Below are 12,507 nucleotides of genomic sequence, written 5' to 3' on the forward strand. Positions count from 1 at the left end.
GGCCTCCTTGGGGGGCGAAACGGAATGATTAAGTCAGAGCCGCCCCACTATAATCAGATCAATTCCTTTTTTCAAGCGGTTCCCGCACAGAAAAAAGCGAGAAAGGTTTGCCCCTTCTCGCTTTGGCGTCAGTGATAAATTTTATATTTACTGGATGGCCGGCCGGCAGATAGTAGCTCCGTGGAGCATGATGTTCTGCTCGCCCCTGGTGGTCCACAGGGCGCCGCAATCGCCGCATTCCTGAAGGTTCTCGGCGAATCCGTCGGAATGTGTGTCGATCTCTACATGGGTCTTGCCTTTGCATATGGGGCATTCGATCATGTCGTCACCTCGGCCTGGTTAGGTATGTGGTAAAAAATCCCAATGTTGCGAAGAATTTTACCTCAAAAACTACGGTCAGGCAAGCGGGAAAGCCAGAAAAAAACACAAAAAAACAGTGAGTTGTCTCTTTTGTGTTTTGCCCTTTACACCGCCTTTATATTTTTTTTTATCGCGGTGGTTTGTGGTTTGATGAATTAACAGTTAACCTTTTGAACGGAATGAAAATTATCCCTGTTCAACTCCCATTTTAGATTGCCCAATGTATTTGGTCTGACCATTGATGCCGGGTTAAATAAATTGTAACAAAAAACCTGCGACGTCCGACAGTGTCGCAGGGTGCGGCGGTTGAGTGCTGCGGCAAATGTTTGAGCCGCAGGCGAGTTTTTGCCGCACGCGATGCCGCCGCGCCCTGCGGCGCCTGCTGAAGAGTTGCAATAAATTTACAGACCACTTTTCTTTTCATGCCTTTTGCGGTCATTGGCGTCCAGGTATTTCTTGCGCAGGCGGATCGATTTGGGGGTGATCTCCACCAATTCGTCATCACCAATAAATTCGAGGGCCTGCTCCAGGCTCAGATTGCGTGGCGGGGTTAGACGGATAGTATCGTCACTGCCTGAGGCGCGCACGTTGGTGAGTTTTTTGCCCTTGCAGGGGTTCACTACCAGGTCGCTTTCTTTGGCGCTCTGACCGAGGATCATGCCTTCATAAACTTCGACGCCGGGGGCGACGAAAAGAATCCCGCGCTCTTGCAGGTTAAACAGTGAATAGGCGGCGGTTTCCCCGTGCTCGATGGCGATGAGTACGCCGTTCTTGCGACCCTGGATGTGGCCTTTGAAGGGTGCATATTCATGGAAAGTATGCGTCATAACGCCGGTGCCGCGGGTGTCGGTGAGAAATTCGGTACGAAACCCGATCAAGCCACGTGCCGGGACGATGAATTCAAGGCGATTGACGCCGTCCATAGGCTGCATGGAGACCATCTCTGCCTTGCGCATGCCGAGCTTTTCGATGACCGTGCCCTGATATTCCTCCGGCACGTCGACGACCAGGTACTCCGTGGGCTCGCATACCTGGCCGTCGATCTCGCGCAAAATGACTTCGGGCTTGGACACTGCCAATTCATATCCTTCACGCCTCATGTTTTCAATGAGGATTGAAAGATGCAATTCGCCGCGTCCGGAAATTTTGAAAGTGTCGGTATTGTCCGTGTCCTGTACGCGCAATGAAACGTTGGTGCGCAGTTCGCGGGTGAGCCGCTCGCGGATTTGGCGTGAGGTGAGAAACTTCCCTTCGCGTCCGGCAAAGGGGGATGAATTGACCATGAAGTTCATGGAAATGGTCGGCTCGTCGATGGAAACGTAGGGCAGGGCATGGGGCTCTTCGATGCTGGCGAAGGTCTCGCCGATACCGATTCCCTCAAAGCCCGCAATCGTGACGATGTCGCCGGCGATCGCGTCATCGATTTCCACCTGCTTGAGCCCTTCGTAGCCGAGCAGTTTGGTGACCCGACCGCGCACGATTTCTCCGCCGCGCTTGACCAGGGCGATACTTTCGCCGGATTTGACGCGGCCGTTGAAAATTTTTCCGGTGGCGATGCGCCCAATGTACTCGTTATAATCAATGTGAGTGACAAGCATTTGGAAAGGCTTGTCGGGATCGACCTCAGGCGGTGCGACTCGTTCACCGATCATGAGGAACAGCGGCTCCAGATTGTCGGAGGGATCCGCCATTTCCCGTTTTGCGTATCCTTCCTTGGCGCTGGCAAAAACAATGGGAAAATCGAGCTGCTCTTCATTGGCGTTGAGTTCACAGAACAGGTCGAAGACCATGTCGACGACTTTTTCGGGGCGGGCGCCGGGGCGATCGATCTTGTTAATGACGACAATGGGCTTAAGGCCGAGATCAAGGGATTTTTTCAGAACAAAACGGGTTTGCGGCATGGGCCCATCGCAGGCATCGACCAACAGCAGGACGGAGTCGACCATCTTGAGAACGCGTTCGACCTCGCCGCCGAAATCGGCGTGTCCGGGGGTGTCGACGATGTTGATCTTGAGGTCGCCGTGACGAATAGAGAGATTTTTCGCCAGGATCGTAATGCCGCGTTCTTTTTCAATATCATTGCTGTCCATGACGCGTTCGGTGATGACCTGATTTTCTCGAAAGATGCCCGACTGCTTGAGCATGGCATCCACCAGGGTGGTCTTGCCGTGGTCGACGTGAGCAATGATGGCGATGTTGCGAATGTTCTGGGGCATTAAAGTCTCCTCGAATCTTTGCTTTAAGTGGGGTAGGGCAAAACCCTACTAGGGTATTGATGTTTGATGGAAAAAGCCAGTTAAATATTTGGTCGCTGGTCTAGATTGTCCGTGCGTGAGGCATTTTTGCTGGTTTCAAGGCGTCGGCAACGCAGGCAGCGCCGAAAAGAGCCGGGATTCGAAGACAGGATGAGCCGCAGGGGGCACCAGCGCTTGCCAAACGGCCAGAATTGTTTAAACTTCGCGTGACTGGCGTTATGAGCTAAATAATGAAAGGATGCCTTTATGAGTGCGCGACGCTACGCAAGAGTCTTCATGGCTGTGCTTGCATTGGTTTGGTTGGCCGGTTGTGCCGTCAACCCGGTCACCGGGCGCAAGGAACTGGCTCTCTTCCAGATTTCGGAAGAGGAAGAAGTTTCCATCGGCCAGAAAACCTATCCCCAGGTCCTTCAGCAGATGGGTGGCATTTACCCGGACGAGTCGCTGAACGCGTACGTCGATGGCGTCGGGCAGCGTCTGGCCCGATACAGTCACCGTCCCGATCTGCCCTATCAGTTTGCCGTGATCAATAATTCCACACCGAACGCCTTCGCTCTTCCCGGCGGCCCCATTGCCATCACTCGCGGCTTGTTGGTGGTCATGGGCAATGAAGGGCAACTCGCCTCGGTACTTGGTCATGAGGTCGCACACGTGACCGCGCGTCACTCCGTGGCAGGCATGCAGCGTGGCGCCCTGCTCGGCGTCGGCCTGGCGGTGGTTTCAGGTGTCGCCGGAGACGCCGCTTACGGACCCCTCTCTCAGCAGGTCGCGCAGATAGCCGCAACACTTGTCGATAACACTTATAGCCGCGAACAGGAGCGCGAAGCCGACCGCCTGGGAATCGACTACATGGTGCGTGCCGGCTATGACCCGCAGGGCGCGGTGCAGCTTCAGGAAATATTTTATCGCGAACTTGAAGGCGGCGCTCAACCCAGTTGGGTTGGAGGATTGTTCCGCACCCACCCGTTCTCCAGGGAGCGCATGCTCGACAATCAACAGTATATTCAAAACACCTATCAGCAAGCGACGGCTGCTGCGGGTTTCACCCTTAACGCACGCGAGTTCCAGCAGGCCACTGCCGGCTTGCGGGAAAAACAGAGAGGTTTTGACCTCTATGATCAAGCCCGACAACTCGAAGCGCGCAACCAGTTGCCTGAAGCTATTGCCACCTATCGACGGGCGCTTGAGGCGGCTCCCAACGAATCGCTGATTTACACGCGTATCGGACTGGCATCCCTCAAGGCTGAGGATATGGTCCCGGCTCGTCGCTACCTCCAGCGCGCGGTGGATCTCGACGGCAACTATTATGAATCACGTATGGGGCTTGGTTTTGTCCTTCTGGAGCGCGGCGAAAATGCAGAGGCGGTGCGCCATCTCGAGCGGAGCATGGAACTGCTGGCCACCCTGCAGGGCGGTTATTTGCTGGCTGAAGGCTACGAAAAAACCGGTGAGCGGCAAAAGGCAATCACTCTTTATCGCAATATTGTCGAGGCCGATCCCGACGGTCGCCTGGGGCAGGCTGCCGCCCAGCGCTTGCGCGCCCTGGAGGGACGTTGATGGATTGGCCCCCGTTGCTGGAGAGCGAGGAGACTTTGCTTTGGGAATCCAAGCCCGCGCCTCGGTGCTATACCTTTCGCAATTGGCGCAGAACGATTCTTGGCCTACTGCTGTTGACTCTGGCGATTTATTGGGAAATAACGGGCCTGGGATTGCCTACGGGATTCGGTCCTGCTTTGCTGGGATGGTTTCTGCTGCCGCTTTTTGCTGCAGGACTGTGGTTTTCCGTCGGCCACTACATCCTGGCCAGGCGCGAATGGGAAAATGTTTTCTATGGCGCAAGTAACCGGCGTTTGCTGGTGCAGCGCGGGTTAATACAGTCGCGTCGGCGGAGCCTCGACCTGGACAAGGTGAGCGGCTACCGACTGCACCCCCATGGACAGCATCTGGCCGATGTGCAGGTGTTCGTCGCGCATGAAAAGAAATCTCTGACCTTTCATTGCATCGAGCATCCCGAGCAACTGACCGCCATTCTTGAAAAAGCCATGGCCGAGCATGAACCGCCGACTTTTGCGACATCTTCTGAAAAACCTGAATAGTAATTATATTGCTCCTCAAAAAACAAAGGCGGGCCTGGATGGCCCGCCTTTGTTTTTTGATGGCGAAGTTACTCTTTCACCAGAACGCCGTCCTTGACTCGGATGACCTGTTGAGCGCGAGCAGCAATTTCAGCGCTGTGGGTAACGATGACGATGGTTTTACCTTGTTGATGAAGCTGTTCGATGTTAGCCATGACCTCGGCTTCAGCCTCCGAATCGAGGTTTCCGGTGGGTTCGTCCATGAGCAGAATGTCAGGCTCATTGGCCAGTGCGCGAGCAATGGCGACGCGTTGCTGCTGACCACCGGAAAGCTCATTGGGGCGTGCTTTGTACTTATCTGAGAGCCCCACCAGGTCGAGCAATTCTCGGGCCCGACCGGCGCGCTGGGCTTTTTCGCGGTTGGAGAACATCATGGCCGCGGTTACGTTTTCCAGGGCGGTGAGATTGGGCAGCAGATTGAAAAACTGGAACACGAAACCGATGCGACGCGCCCGGAGAGCGGCCAGGGCGCTGCTGGATAGACTGCCGATATCCTGATCTTCGATAAACACCTGACCGGCGGTGGGCCGATCAAGGGCACCGAGCATGTGCATCAGGGTGCTTTTTCCGTGGCCGGAAGGGCCGACAATGCAGCAAAAGGTGCCGCGCGGTATGGCAAGGCTGACTCCGCGCAGAGCCTGGGTTTTGATGCGGCCTCGCTGGTAGGTTTTATGCAGCCCTTCGGTACGCAGAGCAAGCTTATTCATAGCTGATCGCCTCCACGGGTGAGAGTTGAGACGCGCGCCAGGCCGGGTACACTCCAGCCGCGACAGCGGCAATCAGAGAAAATCCAACTGCGTTAACCAACAGCGAAAAGTCAAGCATTGCGGCATCACCGTTATGGACGAAACTGGTAAAGGCATTACTGCTGATCAGGGGCGATGCGATGCGCGCGGCTATCAGGCCGGTGATGACTCCGGTAATGCCGCCAAGCAACCCGTAAAAGCCTGATTCAAGCATGAACAGGGTAAAGATAGTCCGGCGCCTTGCGCCCATGGCCTGAAGGATGCCGATTTCCCGGCGGCGCTCGTAAGTGGCGGTGAGCATGGTGTTGACGATGCCGAAGGCTGCCGCCAACACCGCCACCACGGCAACCAGTTGCATGGTGGTGCCAACGGTGCCGACGATGGCGAGAACTGAAGCGAGTAGTTGCTCGTCGGACACCACGCCGAGGTTGACGGTTTCCTGAATTTCAAGAATGTACTGGTCGACCCGTGACAGATCGTCGACCCGAATGAGGACATAAGACACCATGTCGCCGGCTTCAAAAAGCCGTTGGGCGACAGGCAGAGGGATGAACAGGGTGCTGTCGTCGCGGTTGCCGGTTTTTTCCAGAATACCAACGATGGGCATCTCGGTGCCGCGTACTCTCAGGTGGTCGCCGATGGCGAGCCGCTCCTCGTGCGCAAGGCGACCGCCGACCAGGATGCCGGCGTCCTCGGGCGAAGTGAAATAGCGGCCTTCGGCGACCTTCCACTCCTTGAATTCCTTCATCTGCGCAACGGGGACACCGGTGATGGGAACCGGCTGATTGTTGACACCGGTCTTTACAGTAATAAGCGGAACCGCCTCCAGGCCGTTGATGGCGGCGACGCGCGCCACCTCGTCATCGGTGATATTGATGGGCAGGGGTTCTCCGGCCAGGATCGAGACCTGCTCGTAGGCGCAGGAGCCCTTGGGAGTGACGATGAGATGAGCGCCCAGGGCATTGGCTTCACGCTGGATTTCGCGTTTGAGTCCGCCGCCCAGGGCAAGAAAGGTCACCAGGGCGGCAATGCCGACTGTGATGCCCATGAGGGTAAAGAGAAACCGCCCGCGGCGTCGCGTGACGTTGCGCACGGTCATCTGAAAAACATTCATGAATGGCTGTTCTCCTAGAGGTTGTGGTTACGCACGATTTTTATGTCGGTTGCTGCAAACAGACTTGTCCCCGGCATAAAGCTGCCTGTGACCACAAGCTCATCGCCGTAGGCGGGCGCGGGGCCTGCATAACGTACTGGAAGATAGAACTTATTGCAGTTGGGTGAGGTACACTGCAACTCGCTCTTGTCCATGATGCCGAAAATCTGCGGATCGTTTTGCGAAAAAGCGCCAAGAATCCCGGTAACGGTCAGGGTTCCGGTGAAGGCACCGGGATCGGTGCGCAAATCGTTGATGTTTAGCGCCGCGGGGGTATTCTCCGAGCAGGCGGACAAGGACACGAGCAGCACAGCTATAACCGTAACGGCAAACAATGCGCGGACCGCTTGTTTCATGATGGATCTCCTGTAAGCAAAAAAAGGTAATTGCCCGCCTTCCTCGAGGAGGAAGGGCGGAAAAAAGACGCACGAATAGTTTCAGGATCAATCTCAGCCGCGTTCGGGTGGCCAGTCTATGACGCTGAAAAACTGGGAGGGGTTGGGTGCTGCGGGGCCCATAGGGAGAGACCGCGATTCGGTCTGATAGGCGTGAATGGGAAACGGAGTTGTCAGATCAAAGGATACGACACCGCAAAAGGGACATTCGACTGACACGTCGGCGACATCCGGTGCAGGGTCGTGACCAGCGTGGGCGCAGCACGTTTTTTCCGGCACGGCAACCGAATGTGTCGGACTGCTCATGACGAGCAGCAACGTCAGCAGCAGGGGCAGAATGACAATTTTTCGCAGCAGTCGAGACATAAAATAAATTTTAGGGTGGAGCGCCTTGCGCTGTCAAGTGGCGGCGCTCCGAAATTGGATCAGGAATGGGATGAACTGTTGTTTCCCATGGCGATTTTTGCAAGTAGATCCGGATAGTCGCTCATTAGCCCATCGACGCCAAGAGCCAGTAGTGCGCGCATTTCATTGGGGTCGTTGATGGTCCAGACATGAACTTCAACGCCTGCCAGGTGGGCAGCCGCCAAAGACTCCACAGTCACCAGTTTCTGCCTCTGCCAGTGTGGAGGAATCTGCAGGGCTTGGCCGGGTGGCTGATACCTTCCACTGCAACCGCCGCGGGCCCAGTTGAAAAAAGCGGTGGTTTCAAGAAATCCGAAATTGGTCGGAATCTCGGGGCATAGAGGACGCAGTCGTGCAAGGACCTCGTCGTGTTCTGAAGCAATCAGGACGCGTTCCTGGGCTTTGCAGCGACGAACAGTCTCGACCACCAGCCCTTCAATGGGCGGCGACGCCTGCTTGATTTCGATGTTGACGCGCGTGTCGGGAAATGCCAGCAGCACTTCTTCCAGGGTCGGAATCCGCACTCCGCGGCCACGAAAAGGAAAATTCCCGCCATCGGCAGTCGAATAGCTAAAGCCTGCATCAAGGCAGAGCAACTCGTCCAGCGGCAGGCTGCTGATCGCAACATCAATGCCGCAGGTCCGTGCCGGTGTCGGGTCGTGGTGCACGACCACCGCGCCGTCGTAGCTCGCCCAGACATCGAGTTCAAGATAGGGCAGCCCGGCGTCCACTGAAGCTTGAAAGGCGGGCAGGGTGTTTTCCGGAAACGCGGCGGAACTTCCGCGGTGACCGAATAGACGAGGGCGAGGCAGGGATAGATAAGCCGAAGGCATGGAATTTCTCCTGAGAATAGCCGGTCGCAGCTAGGGTATTCTCCGACCGGGAACCGCATGACGTCGCAAAGGATAGCAGTGTGGAAAAGCCGGCGCAATGTCCTCTGGTCGAGCCTCTGTGTGTTCTTTAAAAAAAAAGCCCCAGGCTCAGGAGGAGGGAGCGCCAGGGCAAAGCTCGTAAAGTTCTTGCCCTGAAGTTTTGCAATCGAAATGCCAAAAAGTTAAGAAAAGGAAATAAATAAAGCCTTAATCGCCTAAGGCGGCTAATTTGCGATGTTTAATTTTCAGAATCCAATAAAGTGTTAAGCGGAAACCTTGGATAGGATATGCCGGCAGGTGTGAGAACGCGCCGAATTCCGTCATCTCGCCTGACGTTTTTTGGCATGTGGCCAATACGCGCAATCATCGGGCAGCCACTTGACCTGGCCCACGACCTCGGGAGTCAGTTGTACGCAGCCTTCACCAACCGAGAAGCGTTTGTCATAAACCCGACATTCACGGGTGACGATGTCAAGATGGCGGCAAGCGATGGGCGTGTGGATAACACGGTTGCCGTCGATATATTTTTCGAAGCAGCACAGGCCGCAGCGTCGGCAGAGATTTTCCCATTGATCCTCTGTCATGAGATATGCTTTCCGCCAGTGCGCTGGTCGCGTTGACCGGGTTGGGTTCTCTATGGCGCAGGTTGAATAGTTACAGTCAATTTATGTAAAAAAATCATGATGTATACGATTTGTACGTGATTGACCGGAGCAGCAGCTTGTGCCATTCTTCTGACTATCGCAAACCGCAGAGGCCTATGCAAGCATGCACATTTTTCAGCAAGCGCAGACCGAAGAATTGACGGATTGTCCCTACCTCGACGATCAGCGCAAAAGCTATTGTTATTTTCTCGCCAGTCGGGTCGACGAGGGGGAAATGTCTTTGCTGCTCGCCGAGGGTTGGCGCAAATTCGGCCTGTATTTTTTTCGGCCCGAATGCCCCACATGCCGCAACTGCATTCCCTTACGGGTTCGTGTGGCTGACTTTGCCCCTTCGCGCAGCCAGCGCAGGGTATTGAAGAAAGGCCAGGGCTTAGAGGCGCGTTTCGGCCCGCTGAAACTGACCGACCAAATCTATGAACTCTACCGGCGCCATTCAGAAGGCCGTTTTGACCAGGCGAGCGACCCGGAAGATTTCCTCTATAACTTCTATATGCCATCCTGCCCGGGGTTGCAAACCGAACTTTATTATCAAGGCGAACTCATCGGCGCGGGGTTTCTCGATCAGGGCTGCGACTGCCTCAACAGCGTGTACTTTTTCTACGATCCCGCCTTTGCGTATTTGCACCCCGGAACCTTCAGCATTCTCAGCGAAATCGAATATGCGCGGCAGATTGGGCTTGCTTATTACTATCTCGGCTATTATGTGCCCGGCTGTATGCGAATGGGTTACAAGGACCATTTTCGTCCCCGAGAACATTACAATTGGAAAAGCGGAATCTGGACCGAGGTAAAGGGACCTCCGGAAGCTCCTGTCACGGTTCAGTAGGTGTCTAGTGCCCCGTGCGATTAGTCCTGCCTTCTAATTCTGGCTCTTTTCGGCGCTGCCTGCGTTGCGCCAACTTGACTTAGCATACGGCTAGGCCTGCGTTGGCGACGCCTTGACAGCACCAAAAATANTTCTAATTCTGGCTCTTTTCGGCGCTGCCTGCGTTGCGCCAACTTGACTTAGCATACGGCTAGGCCTGCGTTGGCGACGCCTTGACAGCACCAAAAATACCTCAGAATTATTTGACACGACCAACCGCACGGGACACTAGAATTTCCCGCCGTCGAAAACAGTCAAGAGTGTGATCGTTGACCATGCCCGTGGCCTGCATGTGCGCGTAACAGATGGTCGGACCGATAAATTGAAAACCACGCTGCTTGAGATCGCGGCTGAGGGCGTTGGACTGCGGCGAGGTGGTGGGGTAATCAGCCAGCTCACGCCACTCGTTCACCACTGGGCGTCCGTCAACAAAGCGCCAGATGTAGGCGTCGAAACTACCGAACTCGTTCTGCACCTCGAGAAAGCGGCAGGCATTGTTGACGGCAGCTTTAACTTTCGCCTGATTGCGGATGATGCCCGGATCTTGCAGCAACTCTTGGATTTTCCTTTCGTCAAAGCGCGCCACCCGAGCCGGATCGAACCCGGCGAAAAGCCGCCGGTAATTGTCGCGCCGCCGAAGAATCGTGTACCAGGACAGCCCGGCCTGGGCTGATTCGAGTACCAGAAACTCAAATATGCGGCGGTCGTCATGCACCGGAACGCCCCATTCCTCGTCATGATAGGCGATATAATCGGGTTTTCTCAGATCCACCCAGGGGCAGCGACCTTGGGATCTCATTTGCCGCTCCCCTCCCGCGATTGTTCCCGACTCGTCGACAGAATCATGGTGGCCGCCTCAGCGAGATCCCTGGCGAGCATGCCGCCCGGCCGAGTGATCTTCTCCTCATCTCCACTGCGGTATTTGCCGGTCTGCACGAGAATGGCCCGCAGCCCCGCCGCCAGGGCTCCGTCTACGTCCGAAGCCGCATCATCGCCGATCATCACCACTTCTTCAGGCCGGCAACCAAGGTCTGCAACCGCCGCGAGAAAAAAATCCGCCGACGGTTTCCCCAATACTTTCGCCTGCGTATCGGCGGCGTACTCCAAGGCGACGACGAAGGGTCCGGCATCGAGTTGCAGGCCGTCTTCACCTTCAAAGTAGCGGGTGCGTCCCATGGTGAGCAGTGGCGCGCCGTCGCGCAACAGACGGAAGGCGGCATTGAGATTGGCGTAATGGAACTCCTCCTCGGCCAACCCGATCACCACGGCGTTGGGCTCATCCTGGCGCAGGTCGGCGAATTCTTCATGTAGGCGGGGATGAACCAGCAAAAAGGGCCGCAGCCCATTTTGTCGAAGGTAGCCGCGCAGCGCGCGTGGCGCTGTGAAAATATGCTCAGGCGGCACCGCAAGGCCCAGCCGTTTCAGCAGCTCTTGCAGCATGCCCCGAGTCATGCGTGAGGTGTTGGTAACGAACCGCAGGGGCAGACCGCTTTCCCGAATGCTGCGCACCGCCGCTATCGCTCCGGGAATTTCTTTCTCGCCCAAGTGCACGGTGCCGCTTAAATCGATGAGAACGCCTTTGGTCATAAGACTGTCTTTCGAGAAATCTTTGTGCTGGGCCTCGGCTGATTGTGCAATCCAATACGTCTGTTTGTGCGACACGCGCGTAAGGTTCCGCATTTTTTTTTCCGCCTGAAGCCCTTGGGCAAACACGCCGACCAGAAAACGGTTGCCGTGGTCGTCCTGGCGCCAGAGTTCAAAGGGCATCAGCGAAAAATCTCGTTGAAGAATTCCTGCAAATCCTGCCAGGAGCGTGCATCGGCCTCAGCGTGGTAAGCCAAAGGCAGATCGAAGCGTTTTCCGGCCTCATCGGCTGCCGGGTTGGTGAAGCTGTGAATGGCGCCGGGGTAGTTGACGAAGCGGTAATCGACACCGGCAGTCTCCATTTCAGTTTTAAAGGCGGCAATTTCTTCCCCCGTAACCATGGGATCATCCTCGCCGTTATAGACCCGCACCCGGGCATTGACCGCGCCCGGCTGTGCCGGGTTGTCCGTAGCGAGACTGCCGTGGAAGCTGGCAACCCCGTTTATGTCAAGGCCGGCACGCGCCATTTCCAGAACCACCGAGCCGCCGAAGCAGTAGCCGATGGCGGCGATCTGGTCGGCAGCGACGCTGGGATGTTGCTGGAGCATGGCGAGAGCGGCGCTGAAGCGCTCCTTGGCCAGGGGCAGGTTTTTTCTCACCTCCATGGCGAACTGACCAGCTTCGCGGGGGTGATCGGCGGTTTGCCCTTGGCCGTACATGTCCACCGCCAGGGCGGTGTAACCCAACTCGGCCAGCATACGCGCGCGTTCACGGGCATATTCGTTGAGTCCCCACCATTCATGTACCACCAGCACTCCGGGGCGCTTGCCGTCAATGCGATCATTGACGGCTATATATCCCTTAAGCAGGGTGTCGCCGGCCATGTAGTTCACTTCGTGACCCGTGACCTCGGCCTCGGATGGCATTGCCGCGGCCAGAACTATGGCGACTGCGAGAAACAGGCTTTTCATCGTCTCCTCCTTTGTGGCTGAGCGAATCTATGTTTGGCCGTGTCGCTTTACGAATAAGTATAGAGCGGATGCGCAGGGATGCCAGTCGGGTCGAGGGCAAT

General features: G+C 56.1%; 14 protein-coding genes. 3 read left to right on the forward strand and 11 right to left on the reverse strand.

The window, feature by feature from the left end:
- Positions 1–147 precede the first annotated feature (147 nt).
- Positions 148–321, reverse strand: a complete 174-nt coding sequence (locus tag GFER_RS19145) for a hypothetical protein (protein ID WP_167334953.1) — start codon at positions 319–321, stop codon at positions 148–150.
- Between the two features lie 440 nt (positions 322–761).
- Positions 762–2,576: a translational GTPase TypA gene (typA, locus tag GFER_RS14445; protein ID WP_040100566.1), complete on the reverse strand. Its 1,815-nt coding sequence runs from the start codon at positions 2,574–2,576 to the stop codon at positions 762–764.
- A 285-nt stretch (positions 2,577–2,861) separates the two neighbouring features.
- Between typA and GFER_RS14450 the strand changes: the two genes are divergently transcribed.
- Both GFER_RS14450 and GFER_RS14455 read left to right on the forward strand, forming a co-directional pair.
- Positions 2,862–4,172, forward strand: coding sequence for a M48 family metallopeptidase (locus GFER_RS14450; protein WP_040100568.1), 1,311 nt, complete (start codon positions 2,862–2,864; stop codon positions 4,170–4,172).
- Entirely contained in the window at positions 4,172–4,711 is a 540-nt protein-coding gene (locus GFER_RS14455) for a PH domain-containing protein (RefSeq protein ID WP_040100570.1), read from the forward strand. Before GFER_RS14450 ends, GFER_RS14455 begins: the two co-directional genes overlap by 1 nt.
- Positions 4,712–4,779: 68 nt before the next feature.
- Here the strand turns inward: GFER_RS14455 and GFER_RS14460 are convergent, their stop codons facing one another.
- From GFER_RS14460 to GFER_RS14485, 6 genes are all read right to left on the reverse strand, one after another.
- Positions 4,780–5,457, reverse strand: a complete 678-nt coding sequence (locus GFER_RS14460) for an ABC transporter ATP-binding protein (RefSeq protein ID WP_040100571.1) — start codon at positions 5,455–5,457, stop codon at positions 4,780–4,782.
- Positions 5,450–6,610, reverse strand: coding sequence for an ABC transporter permease (locus tag GFER_RS14465; protein ID WP_040100573.1), 1,161 nt, complete (start codon positions 6,608–6,610; stop codon positions 5,450–5,452). The genes GFER_RS14460 and GFER_RS14465 overlap by 8 nt, the downstream gene beginning before the upstream one ends.
- 14 nt (positions 6,611–6,624) lie before the next feature.
- Complete coding sequence (locus GFER_RS14470) at positions 6,625–7,005, reverse strand: hypothetical protein (protein ID WP_040100575.1); 381 nt, start codon at positions 7,003–7,005, stop codon at positions 6,625–6,627.
- A 93-nt stretch (positions 7,006–7,098) separates the two neighbouring features.
- Positions 7,099–7,410: a hypothetical protein gene (locus GFER_RS14475; RefSeq protein WP_040100576.1), complete on the reverse strand. Its 312-nt coding sequence runs from the start codon at positions 7,408–7,410 to the stop codon at positions 7,099–7,101.
- Between the two features lie 59 nt (positions 7,411–7,469).
- Positions 7,470–8,282 (reverse strand): glycerophosphodiester phosphodiesterase, encoded by an 813-nt coding sequence (locus GFER_RS14480; protein WP_052446453.1) that lies wholly within the window; start codon positions 8,280–8,282, stop codon positions 7,470–7,472.
- Positions 8,283–8,641: 359 nt separating this feature from the next.
- A complete protein-coding gene (locus GFER_RS14485; RefSeq protein ID WP_040100579.1) occupies positions 8,642–8,905 on the reverse strand; it encodes a CxxCxxCC domain-containing protein in 264 nt (87 codons plus the stop codon).
- Positions 8,906–9,089: 184 nt separating this feature from the next.
- Here GFER_RS14485 and GFER_RS14490 point away from each other — a divergent pair, with 184 nt between their 5' ends.
- Entirely contained in the window at positions 9,090–9,812 is a 723-nt protein-coding gene (locus GFER_RS14490) for an arginyltransferase (protein ID WP_040100581.1), read from the forward strand.
- A gap of 238 nt (positions 9,813–10,050) precedes the next feature.
- Here GFER_RS14490 and GFER_RS14495 read toward each other — a convergent pair whose 3' ends face one another.
- The 3 genes from GFER_RS14495 to GFER_RS14505 form a co-directional block, all read right to left on the reverse strand.
- Positions 10,051–10,650: a DNA-3-methyladenine glycosylase I gene (locus tag GFER_RS14495; RefSeq protein WP_040100583.1), complete on the reverse strand. Its 600-nt coding sequence runs from the start codon at positions 10,648–10,650 to the stop codon at positions 10,051–10,053.
- Positions 10,647–11,438, reverse strand: a complete 792-nt coding sequence (locus tag GFER_RS14500; RefSeq protein WP_040100714.1) for a TIGR01458 family HAD-type hydrolase — start codon at positions 11,436–11,438, stop codon at positions 10,647–10,649. Before GFER_RS14500 ends, GFER_RS14495 begins: the two co-directional genes overlap by 4 nt.
- A 179-nt stretch (positions 11,439–11,617) precedes the next feature.
- Positions 11,618–12,406 (reverse strand): dienelactone hydrolase family protein, encoded by a 789-nt coding sequence (locus GFER_RS14505; protein WP_040100585.1) that lies wholly within the window; start codon positions 12,404–12,406, stop codon positions 11,618–11,620.
- Between the last annotated feature and the right edge of the window lie 101 nt (positions 12,407–12,507).

It is taken from the genome of Geoalkalibacter ferrihydriticus DSM 17813, from assembly GCF_000820505.1.
Classification (GTDB): domain Bacteria; phylum Desulfobacterota; class Desulfuromonadia; order Desulfuromonadales; family Geoalkalibacteraceae; genus Geoalkalibacter; species Geoalkalibacter ferrihydriticus.

Coding starts and splice junctions, on each gene's coding strand:
- GFER_RS19145 (WP_167334953.1), bottom strand. CDS start 321: ATGATCGAATGCCCCATATGCAAAGGCAAGACCCATGTAGAGATCGAC.
- typA (WP_040100566.1), bottom strand. CDS start 2,576: ATGCCCCAGAACATTCGCAACATCGCCATCATTGCTCACGTCGACCAC.
- GFER_RS14450 (WP_040100568.1), top strand. CDS start 2,862: ATGAGTGCGCGACGCTACGCAAGAGTCTTCATGGCTGTGCTTGCATTG.
- GFER_RS14455 (WP_040100570.1), top strand. CDS start 4,172: ATGGATTGGCCCCCGTTGCTGGAGAGCGAGGAGACTTTGCTTTGGGAA.
- GFER_RS14460 (WP_040100571.1), bottom strand. CDS start 5,457: ATGAATAAGCTTGCTCTGCGTACCGAAGGGCTGCATAAAACCTACCAG.
- GFER_RS14465 (WP_040100573.1), bottom strand. CDS start 6,610: ATGAATGTTTTTCAGATGACCGTGCGCAACGTCACGCGACGCCGCGGG.
- GFER_RS14470 (WP_040100575.1), bottom strand. CDS start 7,005: ATGAAACAAGCGGTCCGCGCATTGTTTGCCGTTACGGTTATAGCTGTG.
- GFER_RS14475 (WP_040100576.1), bottom strand. CDS start 7,410: ATGTCTCGACTGCTGCGAAAAATTGTCATTCTGCCCCTGCTGCTGACG.
- GFER_RS14480 (WP_052446453.1), bottom strand. CDS start 8,282: ATGCCTTCGGCTTATCTATCCCTGCCTCGCCCTCGTCTATTCGGTCAC.
- GFER_RS14485 (WP_040100579.1), bottom strand. CDS start 8,905: ATGACAGAGGATCAATGGGAAAATCTCTGCCGACGCTGCGGCCTGTGC.
- GFER_RS14490 (WP_040100581.1), top strand. CDS start 9,090: ATGCACATTTTTCAGCAAGCGCAGACCGAAGAATTGACGGATTGTCCC.
- GFER_RS14495 (WP_040100583.1), bottom strand. CDS start 10,650: ATGAGATCCCAAGGTCGCTGCCCCTGGGTGGATCTGAGAAAACCCGAT.
- GFER_RS14500 (WP_040100714.1), bottom strand. CDS start 11,438: ATGACCAAAGGCGTTCTCATCGATTTAAGCGGCACCGTGCACTTGGGC.
- GFER_RS14505 (WP_040100585.1), bottom strand. CDS start 12,406: ATGAAAAGCCTGTTTCTCGCAGTCGCCATAGTTCTGGCCGCGGCAATG.